We start from the raw sequence: 13076 nt of genomic DNA, 5'->3' as shown, positions 1-13076 counted from the left end.
CTAAATGCAGCCCCAGTTTCGAATAGATGACGAACTTACCGTAATACGCTCGGAGTAATACCGCATTCCTTCACTTATTCCCAATCTACCACATACCGTCGACCAACAGAATATGGGGGTCCTAAACACATTCCGATTTCACATTCCGGCAGGCTTAGCTATCATCGGGTTGGGTCTTCTCTGGGGAGCCGGGTTCCCCGCAATTGACATCGTCGTTTCACAGCTTCCCCCACTAGGTGCTGCTGGGATTCGATATGCTGTCTCTGGCTGTATCGTCCTCGGGTATGCACGATTGACTACGGACCGGTTGCGACCAGAAACGACACGCGAACTCCTGAGTATCAGCATCGTTGGCGGGTTCATGTTTGGTGGCTATCAAGCGGGTCTCTACTTGGGCACACAGCACATTACAGGCGCCGTCGCATCCGTCGTCACCACGATGTCGCCAGTCGTTGCAGCTCTTGTTGCAGTCCCCATCCTCGGGGAATCCCGTGGACTTCCCGACGTGATTGGGTTCTGTCTCGGCATAAGTGGCGTTGTAGTTCTCTCACAACCATCAGTGGGTACTACATCACTGTCGTCGACGGCACTCGGTGTCGGCTTGGTCTTTCTCGGAACGATACTGTTTGCAGTTGGATCTGTGACAATCCAGTTATTCGACGAAGGGCTCCCTATGGAAGCACTCCAAGGGTGGGCAATGCTAGTTGGGGCAACACTTCTGTTTTGTGGTAGCTTTCTTCGTGGTGAATCGGTGCCGGATGTACAGTCGCTTTCCCCAGTAGCAGTTGTCTCGTTTGTATACATCACTCTCGTCGCTGGAGCCGGAGGGTATCTATTGTACTTCCGGTTGGTAAGAGAGGTTGGCGCGACTGAAACGACACTTGTCGCGTATCTGGAACCAGTAGCTGCAACGGTCGTATCAGTTCTACTCCTTGGCCAAACAATTAGTATGACAACAGTTGTCGGGTTTGTGGCCGTGGCTGCAGGGTTCACACTTGTCAGTCGTTCCACAATGCGTCAAGCGATTGTCAGCCTCCGAGAAACAGATTCATCGGCACATACGGACCACGAAGTTCGTAGTGATTGATGTTGGAAAACGCATTATTCTGGGTTGCAAATGCAGTCGGATTGGTCGCATTTGTACTCGTTGGTGCCAGTAAAGCCATTCGAGAGGGATTTGATCCGTTTGGCGTCAGTGTGGTTGGGCTCGTTACTGCATTTGGCGGCGGCACAACACGGGATCACCTCGTCTTGCGAATGCCACTTTCGCTCCAGACACTATCAAATATCGGGTTTGGAGTGCTTGGAGTGATTTTAGCCGTAGCACTCTCGGTGCTCCTCGATGAGCCGCATTGGCATCCGGTTTCACTGGTTGCCGATGCAATCGGTCTTGGCGCGTTCGCAACCACCGGAGCAATCGTCGCGACCCATGCCGGAGTGTCTCCCTTCGGCGTAGTTGCTGTCGCGACAATTAATGCCGTTGGCGGAAGTGCATTCGCTGATATTCTTCTTGATCGTCCCCCGTTTATTCTACTTCAGGACTTTTATGCGAGCTGTGCCGTGCTTGGTGGAGGTCTCTACTGGCTACTGTCGAATCATTTTGGAACCGGTGCGCTCGCAGCTGGTGGATGTGCGACCATGACAGTGGGATCACGACTTATTGCAGTCAGATATGGATGGGAGTTACCGAATGTTCGCAACTATACGACTGAAATCACTCGATAACACCGGGCTCAAATAAAACCAATCAGTTTGTTCAGTAGTATCATGTGCTTCGCGAGCGCTTCGAAGAGGCGATGGCCTGACGCCGTGTCGGTGACGTAGTCGTCTGTTCTGTCTTTCTCGCCCTCAAGGGGTGGAGGGCTACAGAGATGGAACAGTCCACAATCAGCGACGGGAGTGACGACGAATTCCCACCTGAGAAACGTCTCGAAGCACCGAATTACCGATTAATCAAGGCCGGTATCGCGACGATTCCCGATATGGAGATCCTCCAGGAGTGCGTTGCCTACGAGAACGCCCACCAGAACCGAACGCAGATTCTGCGCCGGCTCAAGTGGAAGGCTGAAGAGCTGCGTGAGAACGAAGAGGAAGTTCTGTTCTTAACCAACACACTCCGCGTGGGTTCCCCTACTGTTGGTTAACAGACTGTGCCTCGGTTTTTCGGGTCCCTGAATGGGTGCGGGGCAGCCAGCAGCGGCCTCGCGAGTCTAATCATGTCTCTCAAGCTGAGCTCTAGCGCCAGCACCGCCCACGAAATCGCCGCCGCCAGACAAACAGACTTCGTGGCGTTCCTCCACCGAGCTCCCTTTGCCGGCGATGCTCTCGCCCTCGGATTTCTCCCCGGGTTTCGGGAAGACTGTGGGTATCAGACGGATCAGTACCTGGACCTCGAGATTCCCGTTGGGATGCTCGACAACGATTTCCGGAATCCCGATCTGGAGCGGTTCGTCGACCGTTTCTTCGAGTACGAACCACAGGTCGGGGTCATCGGGGACGTCGACGAAATCGACGACGTCGACGCCCACGTCGCTGCTGCTCGTGAGATCCAAGCGAGCTATCCAGAGGCCGAGCTCATCGTCGTTCCGAAGTCGCGGGCGGTGATCGACGCGATTCCCGAGACCCTCGTCCTCGGGTATTCACGAGGATACGCCGACCGCCTGGCCCACGAGTTCTCCGACCCAGCCGATTGGAGAGGGCGGCGCGTCCACATTCTTGGCGGGAGTCCGCCCAAGCAGCTCGATGCCATTCGACAGTTGACCCGACCGACACTCACGGACGAGCCACCAGCCGACATCGTCGGCGTCGACTGGAACGGGCTGCATCGCGGCGCGCAGTTCGGTGAGTTCTGGACGGCCGACGGCTGGGACGACAGCGGTCGCGACGCCGACCACGTCAAGTTCTGGACGGCCGACGGCTGGGACGACAGCGGTCGCGACGCCGACCACGTCACCGTCCGAAAGACGGTGCGCCACAGCCTCGCTCGCGTCCGTGAGTTTTGGAGGACCCACGGAATCTGGCCCGAAACGACTCCACAAGACGAGGGGCTCAACGTCGAGTACGAGGGTCCGAGTCCTGCCGATCTCGAGGACGCCGCCTGTACCGAGTGCGGGACGAACGTCTGGCGAACTCGCCGCGGCCCGTACGTGGCCGAATACGATACCGGCGCGATCTGTGGATACTGCAGCTACGAGTGCTACTTCAGCCACCGTCATCGAAACAACCTGGAGGAGATCGCCGGCGAACAGAGCGTCTACCTCCCGCCGACGTGACTTCGCGACCTGTTTTTCGTGCCCCCAGAGAGGGCGAGGGCTCCTTCGAAAGCTCTCAGAGGTGACTTCCAGTGAGTCAACAACAGCGTCCCGACAACGTCTCGATCGACGAGATCCCGGTCGATATCGACAACACGCAATCAGCAGAGGTAGATTCCGCCGACGTCCCCGACGAAATCGAATCCATCACCCGTGGGCTCGCCGGTGAGCAGCCGCCGACGAATCCTATAGTGGTTCTCAAAGCGGCCCGGTGGTGGTACATTCACGGCAAGGGCGGCACGGATCCCGCCTTCCAGTGGGCCATCGAGTGGGCGCGTCATCTTGCGACCGACACGCCTAGCGACGTCGAGCGGTTCGACGAGTTCCTCGAGTACCTCATCTCGGTTGGCTTTGCGGACGAACGCCACGAGCTCCGCTGACCGACAGAGCGGTTTTTGAACGCCCCTGAGGGGTGCGGCGCGGTCTGAACAGACGCAGTCGCCGTGAACGTGATTCGGTGCACACAATGGCTACGACCAGTGACTCGTCGGTCTCCTTCGACCAGACCGACACGCGATCCGACGAGATGAACAGCACTATCGAACAGTGGATCGACGACCTCGTCGTCGGCGTCGACGACGCGCAGGCCAGCGAAGAGTTCCAGGAGTGGCTCGACGTCCAGAGTCGCTTCCACGACTACTCGTATCGGAACACGCTCCTCATCAAGCGGCAGTGTCCCGAGGCGAGCCGGGTTGCGGGCTACCGTACGTGGCAGGAGGAGTTCGACCGCCACGTCACGGAGGGCGAGTCGGCCATCTGGATCTGGGCGCCGATCATCACCAAGCAGTGCCCGGAATGCGAAAACTCCCCGAGCTACCACGAGGACACCGACTGTGAGTACGACGAGACGCCACCTGAGGAGTGGTCGAAGGGCCTCGTCGGGTTCAAGCCTGCGCCGGTGTTCGACGTCTCCCAGACAGAGGGCGAGCCGCTTCCCGACCTGGACACGGAAGCGTCCGGGGACGCCGGTGACCTCGTCGAACAGCTGACTGACGCCGCTGACGACCTCGGCGTGACGGTGCGGATCGTTCCAGCCGAGGAGTGGACCCACGGCGAGGCGAAGGGCATCTGCGAGCAGCTGAGCCTCGTCGACGTTCAGCCGCTCGTCGAGGTGCGTGATCGGGAGAACGAGGCCGACCTCGCGCGGACGCTGATTCACGAGTACGCCCACGCTCTGCTCCACTTCGACGTCGACGACGACACCGAGCGGGCGAAACGCGAAGTCGAGGCCGAAGCCGTCGCGTACGTCGTCGGGCGGTACTGCGGGCTCGACACTAGTGGGTCGGCGTTCTACCTCGCTGCGTGGGAGTCGGACGATCCCGAGGTCGTTCGCGAGCGGCTCGGACGGATCAGTTCCACAGCAGAAGAGCTCATCGACGTTCTTGAGAGCGAATCCTCGTCCCTACCTGATTAACCAACAGAGTGATGGATTCCTCCCGCTCTGTTGGTTAAGTTTTTCTGCGCCCGCCGAGAGCCGGAGGCGCGTTCTGACCTCCGTCGAATGATGACTGAACCCTATCTCACGACGGTCCTCGAGGAAGCTGAGCACGTTGCCGAGCAGCACGACCAGGTCGCTCGTACGACAGACAACCAAGCCCACGAGTACCTTCGATACGCCGTTCTCCGGGTGCTTGAAGGAGAGGCGGATCACCTCCCGGCGGACTGGACGCCGATCGACGGCGTAACCGTCGGCTACGGGAGCGACGAGGCGATGTACAATAGCTGGGGCTCCAGCGAAGACTGGTGGGAGACCCTCCCGCCGCAAGAAGCGTGTACCCGCTTCCGAGTGTTCTTCCCGGACGACCACCAGACGGTCCCCCGCGACATCGTCAACGTGATGGCCGCGCTCGGTGCCTGGCGCGTCTGGACCGGGAGCGCAGCCGCGTGCGGCTCCTACGACCATCGCGAGCGCCGCGAGGTCCACTACCTGTGGCCGGAAGGCCATCCGGTGGAGGAAGTGCTCCACGAGCGGCTCAGTGGCCCTGCGGAAGCCGTCGCTCCCGACGGGGGCCGAACGGGCGACGTTCGCGACCGACTGGTCGTCGACGAGAACGCACAGTCAAAGGACGATCTCGAGCCCCGCACGAAGCGTGCCGTCGCCGAAGCGATGGACGTCTCACTCCTCTCGAAAGGTGGCCGCTACGAGGTGCAGTCCGCGTCCGGCAACAGGTATGAAGTCGACGTCGTCGACGAATCGTGTACCTGTCCCGACTGGCAGCAGCGTTCACCCGAAGGCGGCTGCAAACACCTGCGTCGCGTCGATCACGAGATCAAACGGGGCCGCGTTCCTCGACCAGACGGCCGCCTTCCAGCAGACCAGTAGACAGTACTCGTCGAGTTTCCAGAAAAGGTCTACATGGCCGGAGTCGGGATCGCGAATGGACCTCAACTGTACGGGCAGCTCTTCATGAAGGAGAATAGAGTGAAAGGACGATACGTGGGACTCAAGATACTCGTCCCCATAGCTGAACACAGTGAGTCAGGACGTCATAACCATCCTCTTTGGTGACCCCTTCGCCGTCATGAACACGATTGGATTGGTCGCCTTCGCCTTCGTCGGGGCATCGAAGGCGATCCGCGAAGAGTTCGACGTGTTTGGAATCGGCATCGTTGGATTAGCGATGGCGTTCGCTGGCGGGACCACTCGTGACCTTCTCGTCTCCCGGATACCATTGGTCCTCCAATCTCCAATCGAGATCAGTTTGGCGCTGTTCGGCGTCGCTCTGGCAATCTCTCTAAACGTTATCCGATCGTCGCCCGACACGCATCCAGTCACCCTCGTCGCGGACGCCATCGGGCTCGCCGCGTTCACGACAACCGGTGCGATCGTCGCCACTGAGGCAGGCGTTTCAGCGTTTGGAATCGTCGCGCTTGGGACGATCAACGCCGTCGGTGGGGGCGCCTTCGCAGATATCCTTCTCGACCGGTCGCCGTTCATTCTCTTTGAGGATTTCTACGCGAGTTGTTCCGTCCTCGGGGCCACCACATACTGGCTTGCCGGGACAGTTGGAGCTGCTGGAGGAACAGCAGCCATAATGGGTGCAGTCGTGACTGTCGGAACCCGATTGGTCGCCGTGACGTACGACTGGAAGCTCCCCACGGCACAGAATCTCGGGGCGCAACGCGACTGATCACCAGTAACAACACTCCATCACCCGGACACGCTTGAGTTGGTCCAGCTCCAATACCGAACCGCTATTCACCGAGGACGGCGCCGCCACTTCGCTGCAATCAGCGCTGATGAGACAACACCGAGGAACGAGAAAGCCAGAACAACGGTGAGGACATCCGGATCAGAGAACCCAGCAGTAGCGACGAACAGCGCGATAGCAGCATTCCGGGCGGCGGTCGTCGTTGCCAACACTTCACGTGTTGACCGCCTTGGGCCACCGAGAGCATATCCCACCAGCAGTGAACCGACAACAGCGACACTCGAAGCAGCCAGTGCGCCCGTCCCGACGAGAGCCATCATGTCGTCGAGATAAGCGACCAGCAGGACGACGATTAGGAAGGCGAACGAGTAATCCGAGAGCCGCTGCACCGACGGGTACAGCGCATCCGCTACGGGCGTCTTGAGGGCCGTGACAGCGAGCCCAGCGAGCAGGGGGACGAGTTGAACGCCGAAGACCAGTCGGCCGATCGCGAACGGGTCCACGGTCACACTACCTGGCAAGAGAAGCGCTAGAGACACGGGGATTGTCGCAACCGACACGACTGCAAGGATAGCCATAAGCCCGCTCGCGAATGCGAGGTCGCTGTCCGAAATTTCGGCGAGCTTCGGCCCAAACGGTGCCCCGGGCGCCACCGCGAGCAACACCACGCCGGCGGCGTAGCTGGGCGCCATCGGGATCGTACGGACAAGTAGGTATGCGAGTGTCGGGACAACGACCAAGTTCACCAGCAGCGACTTCGTCACGAGTCGAGGTCTCCCGACTGCCTCTCGGAATTGCCCGAGAGACAAGTCTAGCCCCACAGCGAGCATCGTCGAGAGGACGAAGACGGTCGTTCCGAGGTTGACAACCGTGTTAATCGTATCTCCTACCATCTATTACCACAGCGTCAGTCGGTTCCAGATGCCCCGTGGGGCCGTTCCGGAGCATTCGATTTTGTTTGGGACGAAGATACCCGTGCAAGTACCACGAATGGCGATGCACGCAACGCCACGGGCTAGAACCCAGCGCGACCGAAGCTAGGGCCACAGCCCACGCGCCTCGTGAGCCTCCGCAATCCGGGAGAGTGCGACGATGTACGCTGCATCACGCCAGGTCACATCCCGCGCTTCGAACTCCTCGCGGACGTCCCCCCAGGCGGCTAGCATCTCTGTCTCCAGCTCGTCGTTGACGCGCTCCAGCGACCACGCGCGGCGGTTGATGTCCTGCAACCACTCGAAGTAGCTCACCGTCACCCCGCCGGCGTTCGCGAGGATGTCCGGAATCACGGGAACGCCGCGTTCAGCAAAGATCTTGCTCGCCGCAGTCGTCGTCGGACCGTTCGCACCCTCGACGACGATATCCGCGACAACGTCGTCGGCATTCTCAGCCGTCAGTACGTTCCCGATAGCGGCCGGAATCACCACGTCCACATCGAGTTCTAGCAGCTCATCGTTGCTCACCGTCTCGGGTGCCTCGTGGCCCATGACGGCTTCCGGCTGTTCGTGATGCGAGGGAATCGAATGCGTGTCCAGACCGTTCGGGTCGTAGATGCCGCCGTTGACGTCGCTGACGGCGACCACGTTCGCCCCCCAGTCGTCGAGCAGGCGGGCGGCGTTCGACCCGACGCTGCCGTACCCCTGGATGGCGACCGACGTCTCCTTGATGTCCTTCTCGTAGTAGTCGATCGCCTCGCGTGTGATGATGGCGACGCTCCGCCCCGGTGCCCCATCACGGCCTTTGCTGCCGCCGACGATTGGCGGTTTACCGGTGACGACGCCGGGGATGGTCTCGCCCTCCTGCATCGAGTAGGCGTCCATCAGCCACGCCATCGTCTGTGGATCCGTCCCCATGTCCGGGGCTGGGATGTCCTGCGTTGGGCCGATGACCGCCCGGAGCTCATCGGCGAACCGGCGGGTCAACTGCTCTTTCTCGTCGTCAGTCAGTTCCTTCGGGTTCACGGCAATTCCGCCTTTGGCGCCGCCGAACGGGATGTCCATCACAGCGCATTTCCAAGTCATCCACATCCCGAGGCCGACACACTCCTCACGGGTGACATCAGGATGGTATCGGAGGCCGCCCTTGAACGGACCACGGACGCTGTCGTGTTGCGCTCGATAGCCAGTATACACCTCAACGTCGCCGTTCTCCCGCTCGATAGGGACAGTTACCTCGTGAACCTTCTTGGGGTGTTTGAGGCGTTCGACGATGTGCTGGTCGATGTTGAGGTGGTCAGCGGCATGCTCGAGCTGGCGGCGGGCGGTCTCCAGCGCGGACTCCTCCTCGGTCGGTTCCTCCGGCGGCTCGTCGTCGTGCGTCGTGGATGTCGAAGCCATAGTTATTCGATCGGCGTCCGTCGGTTCCGCATCTCTCCACCACAGTCCGAGCACAGCCCGGGATTGTCCTCTGCGAACACGACATTTCCGCACTCGAAACACTCGTATGGCGATTCCTCGGTCGGGGTCTGGTCGACGTCTCTCATTGCTAATTGAAAGTCCCAGCTGAGTTGCGCGGGGTACTCTACCTCCCCATATTGAGGATATAAGGGAATATTCGGTAGTTGAACTCCGAACCCGATATCGAACGACGTGGTTTACTATCCAACCCACGACGAGGTACCGACAGTAATGCTCGTCTCCACTCCCTCTCGCCTACAATCCATTTACCATGTTCGGGGGCGAAGTCAGTCAGCGTGTTGAGTGGCCACCGGCGTGTGGTCGTCGACGAGTGTGCCGAACAGTTTCCGTTGGGCGGTTCTGATGTGCTGGTAGAACGCCTGCGGCGAGATATCCAGAGAGTCCGCGACGGCTTCGCCAGTCGCTTTCCGCGGTGATTCGAAGAACCCGCTGTAGTAGGCCGTCTCCAGAACTTCGAGCTGTCTGTCCGTCAGGCGATCGAGGACGGACGCGTAGAACCCGTGTTCGGAGGACTGCTCGCGGGTTTGCTTCGACACGAGATTGACGGTGTTGAACTTGTCGGCGAGGAGCTTCGTGGCGTGCCTGACCTCGACGCTCGAGGGCAGGTCGACGACGACCGTCGTGTCTCCGCCGGTCGCTGTCGCACTCCGGAGGACGGCGCCGTGGTCAGCTAGTTCCGTCGCGAGAAACGGCTCAGACAGTCGAAGACGCAACACACCGCCGGAATCACCACCCCGAATCCGCTGGACATCCTCAACGACCGTGAGGCTGTCTGTTGCGTCCACGACGGTATCGAGGGGCGCATCATCGACGGTGACGAACACGTTGCTGCCGCTGGCGGTCTGCTGGACGCCACCCTCGTAGGTCAGCGTGCACTCAGCAGCGGCCGCCAGCTGTGTGAGCACGAACGAAGATTCATCGATAGCGTACTCGACCCGCGTCATCGACGTAGTGAGCAACGCCTGCTTGCGCTCGCTCGCGCTGATCGCGGCAGCAATCGTCTCACCCAGCTCCGTGAGCACCGTTTGGACCGTCTCGTCGAAGGCCTCAGGCGTCTCCGCGTACACGGTCAGGACCCCGTACGAGAGGCCGTTGTACACCAGTGGGACGCTCAACACCGAGAGGAGGTCACGCGAAATGGCGTCCGACCGCCACGGAGACGCCCGGAGGTCGGCCGCCACGTTCGAGACGTGAATGACCTCGCCCGTGTCCGCAGTCCGGCCAGCCGGCTCCACGTTCTCTTCGGACACTGGGAAGGATTGCGTATCGAGGTACCCCTGACCGGCCCCGGCCCACGCCCGGGGTGTCACTACCTCCCCTGAGTCGTCGCGTGTGCCGATCCACGCGAACCGGAACCGATCATCAGCGGTGAGTCGTTCACAGACCGTGTGGTCGATCTCCTCGCGGGTCTCAGCTGCCACGAGCGCTTGATCGATCTCACGGATCGTCTCGTTGATGCGGTTGAGCGTACTGAGCTGGTCGTTCTGTCGCTGCAACTCGCGGTCCTGCTCGCGGAGCTGGGATTCCCGGCTGACGCGATCGAGTGCCGCTTCCGCGGTTGCGGCAAGCAGATCAGCGAGTTCCCGGGTTACGTCATCGAAGGCTCCAACAGCAGTCGCCCCGGCGATAAACACCCCGTGATTCCCGAGCGGGATGTACGCGGCACTCCGAATATCGGTGGCAGGATTAGCGAGACCGTCCGCGTCGTGTACATCATCGAAGAACAGGGCCTCGTTTTCGACGAAACTGTGGCTGACGAGGTCGCGTCCATCGGCGTGGACGTCCGGAAGCGGCCCGTGTGCGTCCCGTAACGCCTGCGAGTGTGAGGCTGGCTGAAGGGTGTTGTCGTTAGCATCGAAGAGGTAGACGGCACTGGCATCGAGCCCGAGTACGTCGGGCGTGTCGTCGACAATGTGCTGGGCGATCTCTTGGTGGGTCTCGGCGTATAGGAAGTCCCGAGCGGTCTCCTGGAGCGTCGCCAGGGCCTGCTCGCGCTGCTTGCGCTTCGTGATGTCCCGGCAGCTATAGAGGACCGTCCCGTCCTGAATGTCGACCTCGCGGACGTTCACCAGTAGGGTGTGTTCGCGGCCGGCCTTGTCCGTCGCTGTCGTCTCGATGTTCTTCAGGACACCTTCGGCGGCGAGTTCCTCGCGGTCGAAGAGGTCCTCACCGAGGAGGTTGTCAATCGTGCCCAGGTCACGGATCTCGTCGGCAGTGTACCCGAAGATAAAGTGGACGTTCGGGCAGACGTACGTGTACTCGCCGTCCTCATCGGTCATCAGGACGGTATCCGTCATGTTATTGAGCGTGACGCGGTGCAGTTCCTCCGACTGTCGGAGTTCGCGCTCGAGATCGACGCGGTCGGTAATGTCGACGCTATCGGCGATGATGGAAACGGGCTCACCGCGCTCGTTCGTGACTGGCTGGACGGAGAGCTCGAGTACACGCTCGCCGGTCACGCCGTCCTCAGTGACGACAACGTGTCCGAACGCGCCCTGTCGCGCCGTCTCGACGAGTTGGCGGACGTCGTCGCTGGTCTGCGTGTCGTCAGGCCACCAGGGGAGCGTCCAGAACGGGTCGCCGACGACTGCGTCGGCGTCCGCGTCGATCATGTCGCGGGCTGCTTGGTTGACGCGCGTGAGTGTCCCGTCGGGATCGAGTACCCACGTTGCCGATCTGGTGTCATGGAATGTGGCGTCGAACTGGCGAGCTCGCTCGCGCTGGGTGTCCGTTCGCTGTGCGTCACGGAGTGCCTGTCCGGTTCGCCGAAGTGCGTCATCGACGGTTTCCTCGAGTGGATCGGTAACAGCGATGTAGTCCGTAACGCCGGCTTCGATAGCCTCACTGGCGATTGTTTCACTTCCGTCGGCAGTCCCCAAGATAATTGGAAGCGTTATCGTCGTCTCGCGGATATGTCGAACGAGATCGACGCCGGTCTGTTCGGGGAGTCTGTAGTCGGTGACGACACAATCAACTGCAGTGTGCTGGAGCGTTTCTCTCGCCGCTTCTACTGTTAAGGCCGTCTGGGCCGTCACGTCGAACTGCTCTCGAAGTGCAACAGTATACGCTTCAGTCCACTCCGTGTCGCCGACAACGACGATGGTTGACGCGTCGAGAATGGTCTTAGATGTGGAAGTCATATGAGGGGTGGGATACACCAGTCACGAATTCGGCGGGTACACGGCGTCCGCTGGTCATATCATTGACTACCCACTAGAGGGCCAAGACCCCTGTTGTTTACTATTAAACCAGATTGTGATAAGGACCTTATAGTCCAATCAGCATGGGATTCCACTGAATAACTGAGCAGCGAGCAATGATTGCGATTGTCTACTCTAACGGCCAGATTGTCGCGTCCTCTCGACGGACCCGATCGAACGTTGAGAGATACGCAATCCGGTCGTGAACCTCCTCGTCATCCATCTCCAGTTCGGCGGCCAGTTCGTCGACGGTCATCGGCTCGTCGAGTGCTTGGAGGACTTCGAGCCCCCGGTAGTACCTGTTCGTCAGTTCCTGAACGCGGTCCTCGATCGGCGTGGTCACTCCGTACCGCTCCTCGAGTTCGACCAGGGCCTCGTTCGCGAACGTGGCGAACTGATCATCCTCCAGGCGTTCGATCTGGGTTTCGAGTTCATCCCGGACGACGTCGTATTCGAGGCCGGCCTGCACGAGCATATTCATGTCCTCGATGTCGTCATCGCGGCCTGCGATTGCCTTGAACAGGAAGATATCCTCGTTGCTGACCAGCCGGACCGTCAGTCGATCCGTGTCGAGGAACGGCTCGCTGCGCTCTTGCATCCCGTCGGTGAGCACGAGCTTGTTCGCGACCTGCTGGTTGAAGATGTCGAGGCGGCACCCATCGTCGTTCTCGACGCAGCTCGTCGCGCCAAGCGCCCGGTAATCTGGATCCAGCGACTGGACCTCTGCATACCCGAGGTCCATCAGGACGGCCCACAGCTGGCCGTACGCGTCGCCATCCGGGACGACCAGGTCGATATCTTTCGTCGCCCCCTTGAGGTCGCGCAGCGACATCGCGCCACCACCGATCAGGTAGACTGTGAGCGGTTCAGATAACCCGTCCCCGATTCGCTGGAATTCGTTCTCGATGTACTCGCGGCCGAATGTTGGTCTCATAGTAGATCAATAGGAGTAACCGAGACTACGGGTGTGGGATAAAACCGACACTCGTGAGCCGTCTC

13 protein-coding genes are annotated in these 13076 nt (G+C 60.4%); 8 read left to right on the top strand and 5 right to left on the bottom strand.

Annotated features, from left to right (window positions below):
• Window positions 1-112 precede the first annotated feature (112 nt).
• From U3A55_RS04070 to U3A55_RS04035, 8 genes are all read left to right on the top strand, one after another.
• Window positions 113-1087 carry a DMT family transporter gene (locus U3A55_RS04070; protein WP_330990213.1) on the top strand — a complete coding sequence of 325 codons (975 nt, stop codon included), beginning with the start codon at window positions 113-115 and terminating at the stop codon, window positions 1085-1087.
• Entirely contained in the window at window positions 1087-1725 is a 639-nt protein-coding gene (locus tag U3A55_RS04065) for a trimeric intracellular cation channel family protein (RefSeq protein WP_330990212.1), read from the top strand. Before U3A55_RS04070 ends, U3A55_RS04065 begins: the two co-directional genes overlap by 1 nt.
• A 146-nt stretch (window positions 1726-1871) precedes the next feature.
• Complete coding sequence (locus U3A55_RS04060) at window positions 1872-2144, top strand: hypothetical protein (protein ID WP_442978265.1); 273 nt, start codon at window positions 1872-1874, stop codon at window positions 2142-2144.
• A 72-nt stretch (window positions 2145-2216) separates the two neighbouring features.
• Window positions 2217-3272 (top strand): DUF6610 family protein, encoded by a 1056-nt coding sequence (locus U3A55_RS04055; protein WP_330990211.1) that lies wholly within the window; start codon window positions 2217-2219, stop codon window positions 3270-3272.
• A 71-nt stretch (window positions 3273-3343) separates the two neighbouring features.
• Window positions 3344-3691, top strand: a complete 348-nt coding sequence (locus tag U3A55_RS04050; protein ID WP_330990210.1) for a hypothetical protein — start codon at window positions 3344-3346, stop codon at window positions 3689-3691.
• Window positions 3692-3777: 86 nt separating this feature from the next.
• Window positions 3778-4725 carry an ArdC-like ssDNA-binding domain-containing protein gene (locus tag U3A55_RS04045; RefSeq protein ID WP_330990209.1) on the top strand — a complete coding sequence of 316 codons (948 nt, stop codon included), beginning with the start codon at window positions 3778-3780 and terminating at the stop codon, window positions 4723-4725.
• A 90-nt stretch (window positions 4726-4815) separates the two neighbouring features.
• Window positions 4816-5634 carry a hypothetical protein gene (locus tag U3A55_RS04040; RefSeq protein ID WP_330990208.1) on the top strand — a complete coding sequence of 273 codons (819 nt, stop codon included), beginning with the start codon at window positions 4816-4818 and terminating at the stop codon, window positions 5632-5634.
• A gap of 151 nt (window positions 5635-5785) precedes the next feature.
• Window positions 5786-6442 (top strand): trimeric intracellular cation channel family protein, encoded by a 657-nt coding sequence (locus U3A55_RS04035; protein ID WP_442978264.1) that lies wholly within the window; start codon window positions 5786-5788, stop codon window positions 6440-6442.
• A gap of 68 nt (window positions 6443-6510) precedes the next feature.
• Here the strand turns inward: U3A55_RS04035 and U3A55_RS04030 are convergent, their stop codons facing one another.
• The 5 genes from U3A55_RS04030 to U3A55_RS04010 form a co-directional block, all read right to left on the bottom strand.
• The gene (locus tag U3A55_RS04030; protein ID WP_330990207.1) at window positions 6511-7356 is read right to left on the bottom strand and encodes a bile acid:sodium symporter family protein; all 846 of its coding nucleotides are present in this window, start codon (window positions 7354-7356) and stop codon (window positions 6511-6513) included.
• 144 nt (window positions 7357-7500) lie between these two features.
• Complete coding sequence (gene gdhB, locus U3A55_RS04025) at window positions 7501-8796, bottom strand: glutamate dehydrogenase GdhB (protein WP_330990206.1); 1296 nt, start codon at window positions 8794-8796, stop codon at window positions 7501-7503.
• A 2-nt stretch (window positions 8797-8798) separates the two neighbouring features.
• Window positions 8799-8942, bottom strand: coding sequence for a rubrerythrin-like domain-containing protein (locus tag U3A55_RS04020; protein ID WP_330990205.1), 144 nt, complete (start codon window positions 8940-8942; stop codon window positions 8799-8801).
• A gap of 201 nt (window positions 8943-9143) precedes the next feature.
• Window positions 9144-12017, bottom strand: coding sequence for a bacterio-opsin activator domain-containing protein (locus U3A55_RS04015; RefSeq protein ID WP_330990204.1), 2874 nt, complete (start codon window positions 12015-12017; stop codon window positions 9144-9146).
• A 190-nt stretch (window positions 12018-12207) separates the two neighbouring features.
• On the bottom strand, window positions 12208-13011 hold the full coding sequence (locus tag U3A55_RS04010) for a DUF6036 family nucleotidyltransferase (protein WP_330990203.1): 804 nt from the start codon (window positions 13009-13011) through the stop codon (window positions 12208-12210).
• Between the last annotated feature and the right edge of the window lie 65 nt (window positions 13012-13076).

It is taken from the genome of Salarchaeum sp. III (genome assembly GCF_036418315.1).
GTDB lineage: Archaea > Halobacteriota > Halobacteria > Halobacteriales > Halobacteriaceae > Salarchaeum.
Note: the sequence above shows the minus strand (reverse complement) of the source record. Positions and strands in the feature narration are given on the sequence as shown.

Excerpts from the sequence above, each read along its gene's own strand:
- U3A55_RS04060 (WP_442978265.1), top strand. The coding sequence starts at position 1,872 with ATGGAACAGTCCACAATCAGCGACGGGAGTGACGACGAATTCCCACCT.
- U3A55_RS04055 (WP_330990211.1), top strand. The coding sequence starts at position 2,217 with ATGTCTCTCAAGCTGAGCTCTAGCGCCAGCACCGCCCACGAAATCGCC.
- U3A55_RS04030 (WP_330990207.1), bottom strand. The coding sequence starts at position 7,356 with ATGGTAGGAGATACGATTAACACGGTTGTCAACCTCGGAACGACCGTC.
- U3A55_RS04015 (WP_330990204.1), bottom strand. The coding sequence starts at position 12,017 with ATGACTTCCACATCTAAGACCATTCTCGACGCGTCAACCATCGTCGTT.
- U3A55_RS04070 (WP_330990213.1), top strand. The coding sequence starts at position 113 with ATGGGGGTCCTAAACACATTCCGATTTCACATTCCGGCAGGCTTAGCT.
- U3A55_RS04040 (WP_330990208.1), top strand. The coding sequence starts at position 4,816 with ATGACTGAACCCTATCTCACGACGGTCCTCGAGGAAGCTGAGCACGTT.
- U3A55_RS04010 (WP_330990203.1), bottom strand. The coding sequence starts at position 13,011 with ATGAGACCAACATTCGGCCGCGAGTACATCGAGAACGAATTCCAGCGA.
- U3A55_RS04020 (WP_330990205.1), bottom strand. The coding sequence starts at position 8,942 with ATGAGAGACGTCGACCAGACCCCGACCGAGGAATCGCCATACGAGTGT.
- U3A55_RS04065 (WP_330990212.1), top strand. The coding sequence starts at position 1,087 with ATGTTGGAAAACGCATTATTCTGGGTTGCAAATGCAGTCGGATTGGTC.
- gdhB (WP_330990206.1), bottom strand. The coding sequence starts at position 8,796 with ATGGCTTCGACATCCACGACGCACGACGACGAGCCGCCGGAGGAACCG.
- U3A55_RS04045 (WP_330990209.1), top strand. The coding sequence starts at position 3,778 with ATGGCTACGACCAGTGACTCGTCGGTCTCCTTCGACCAGACCGACACG.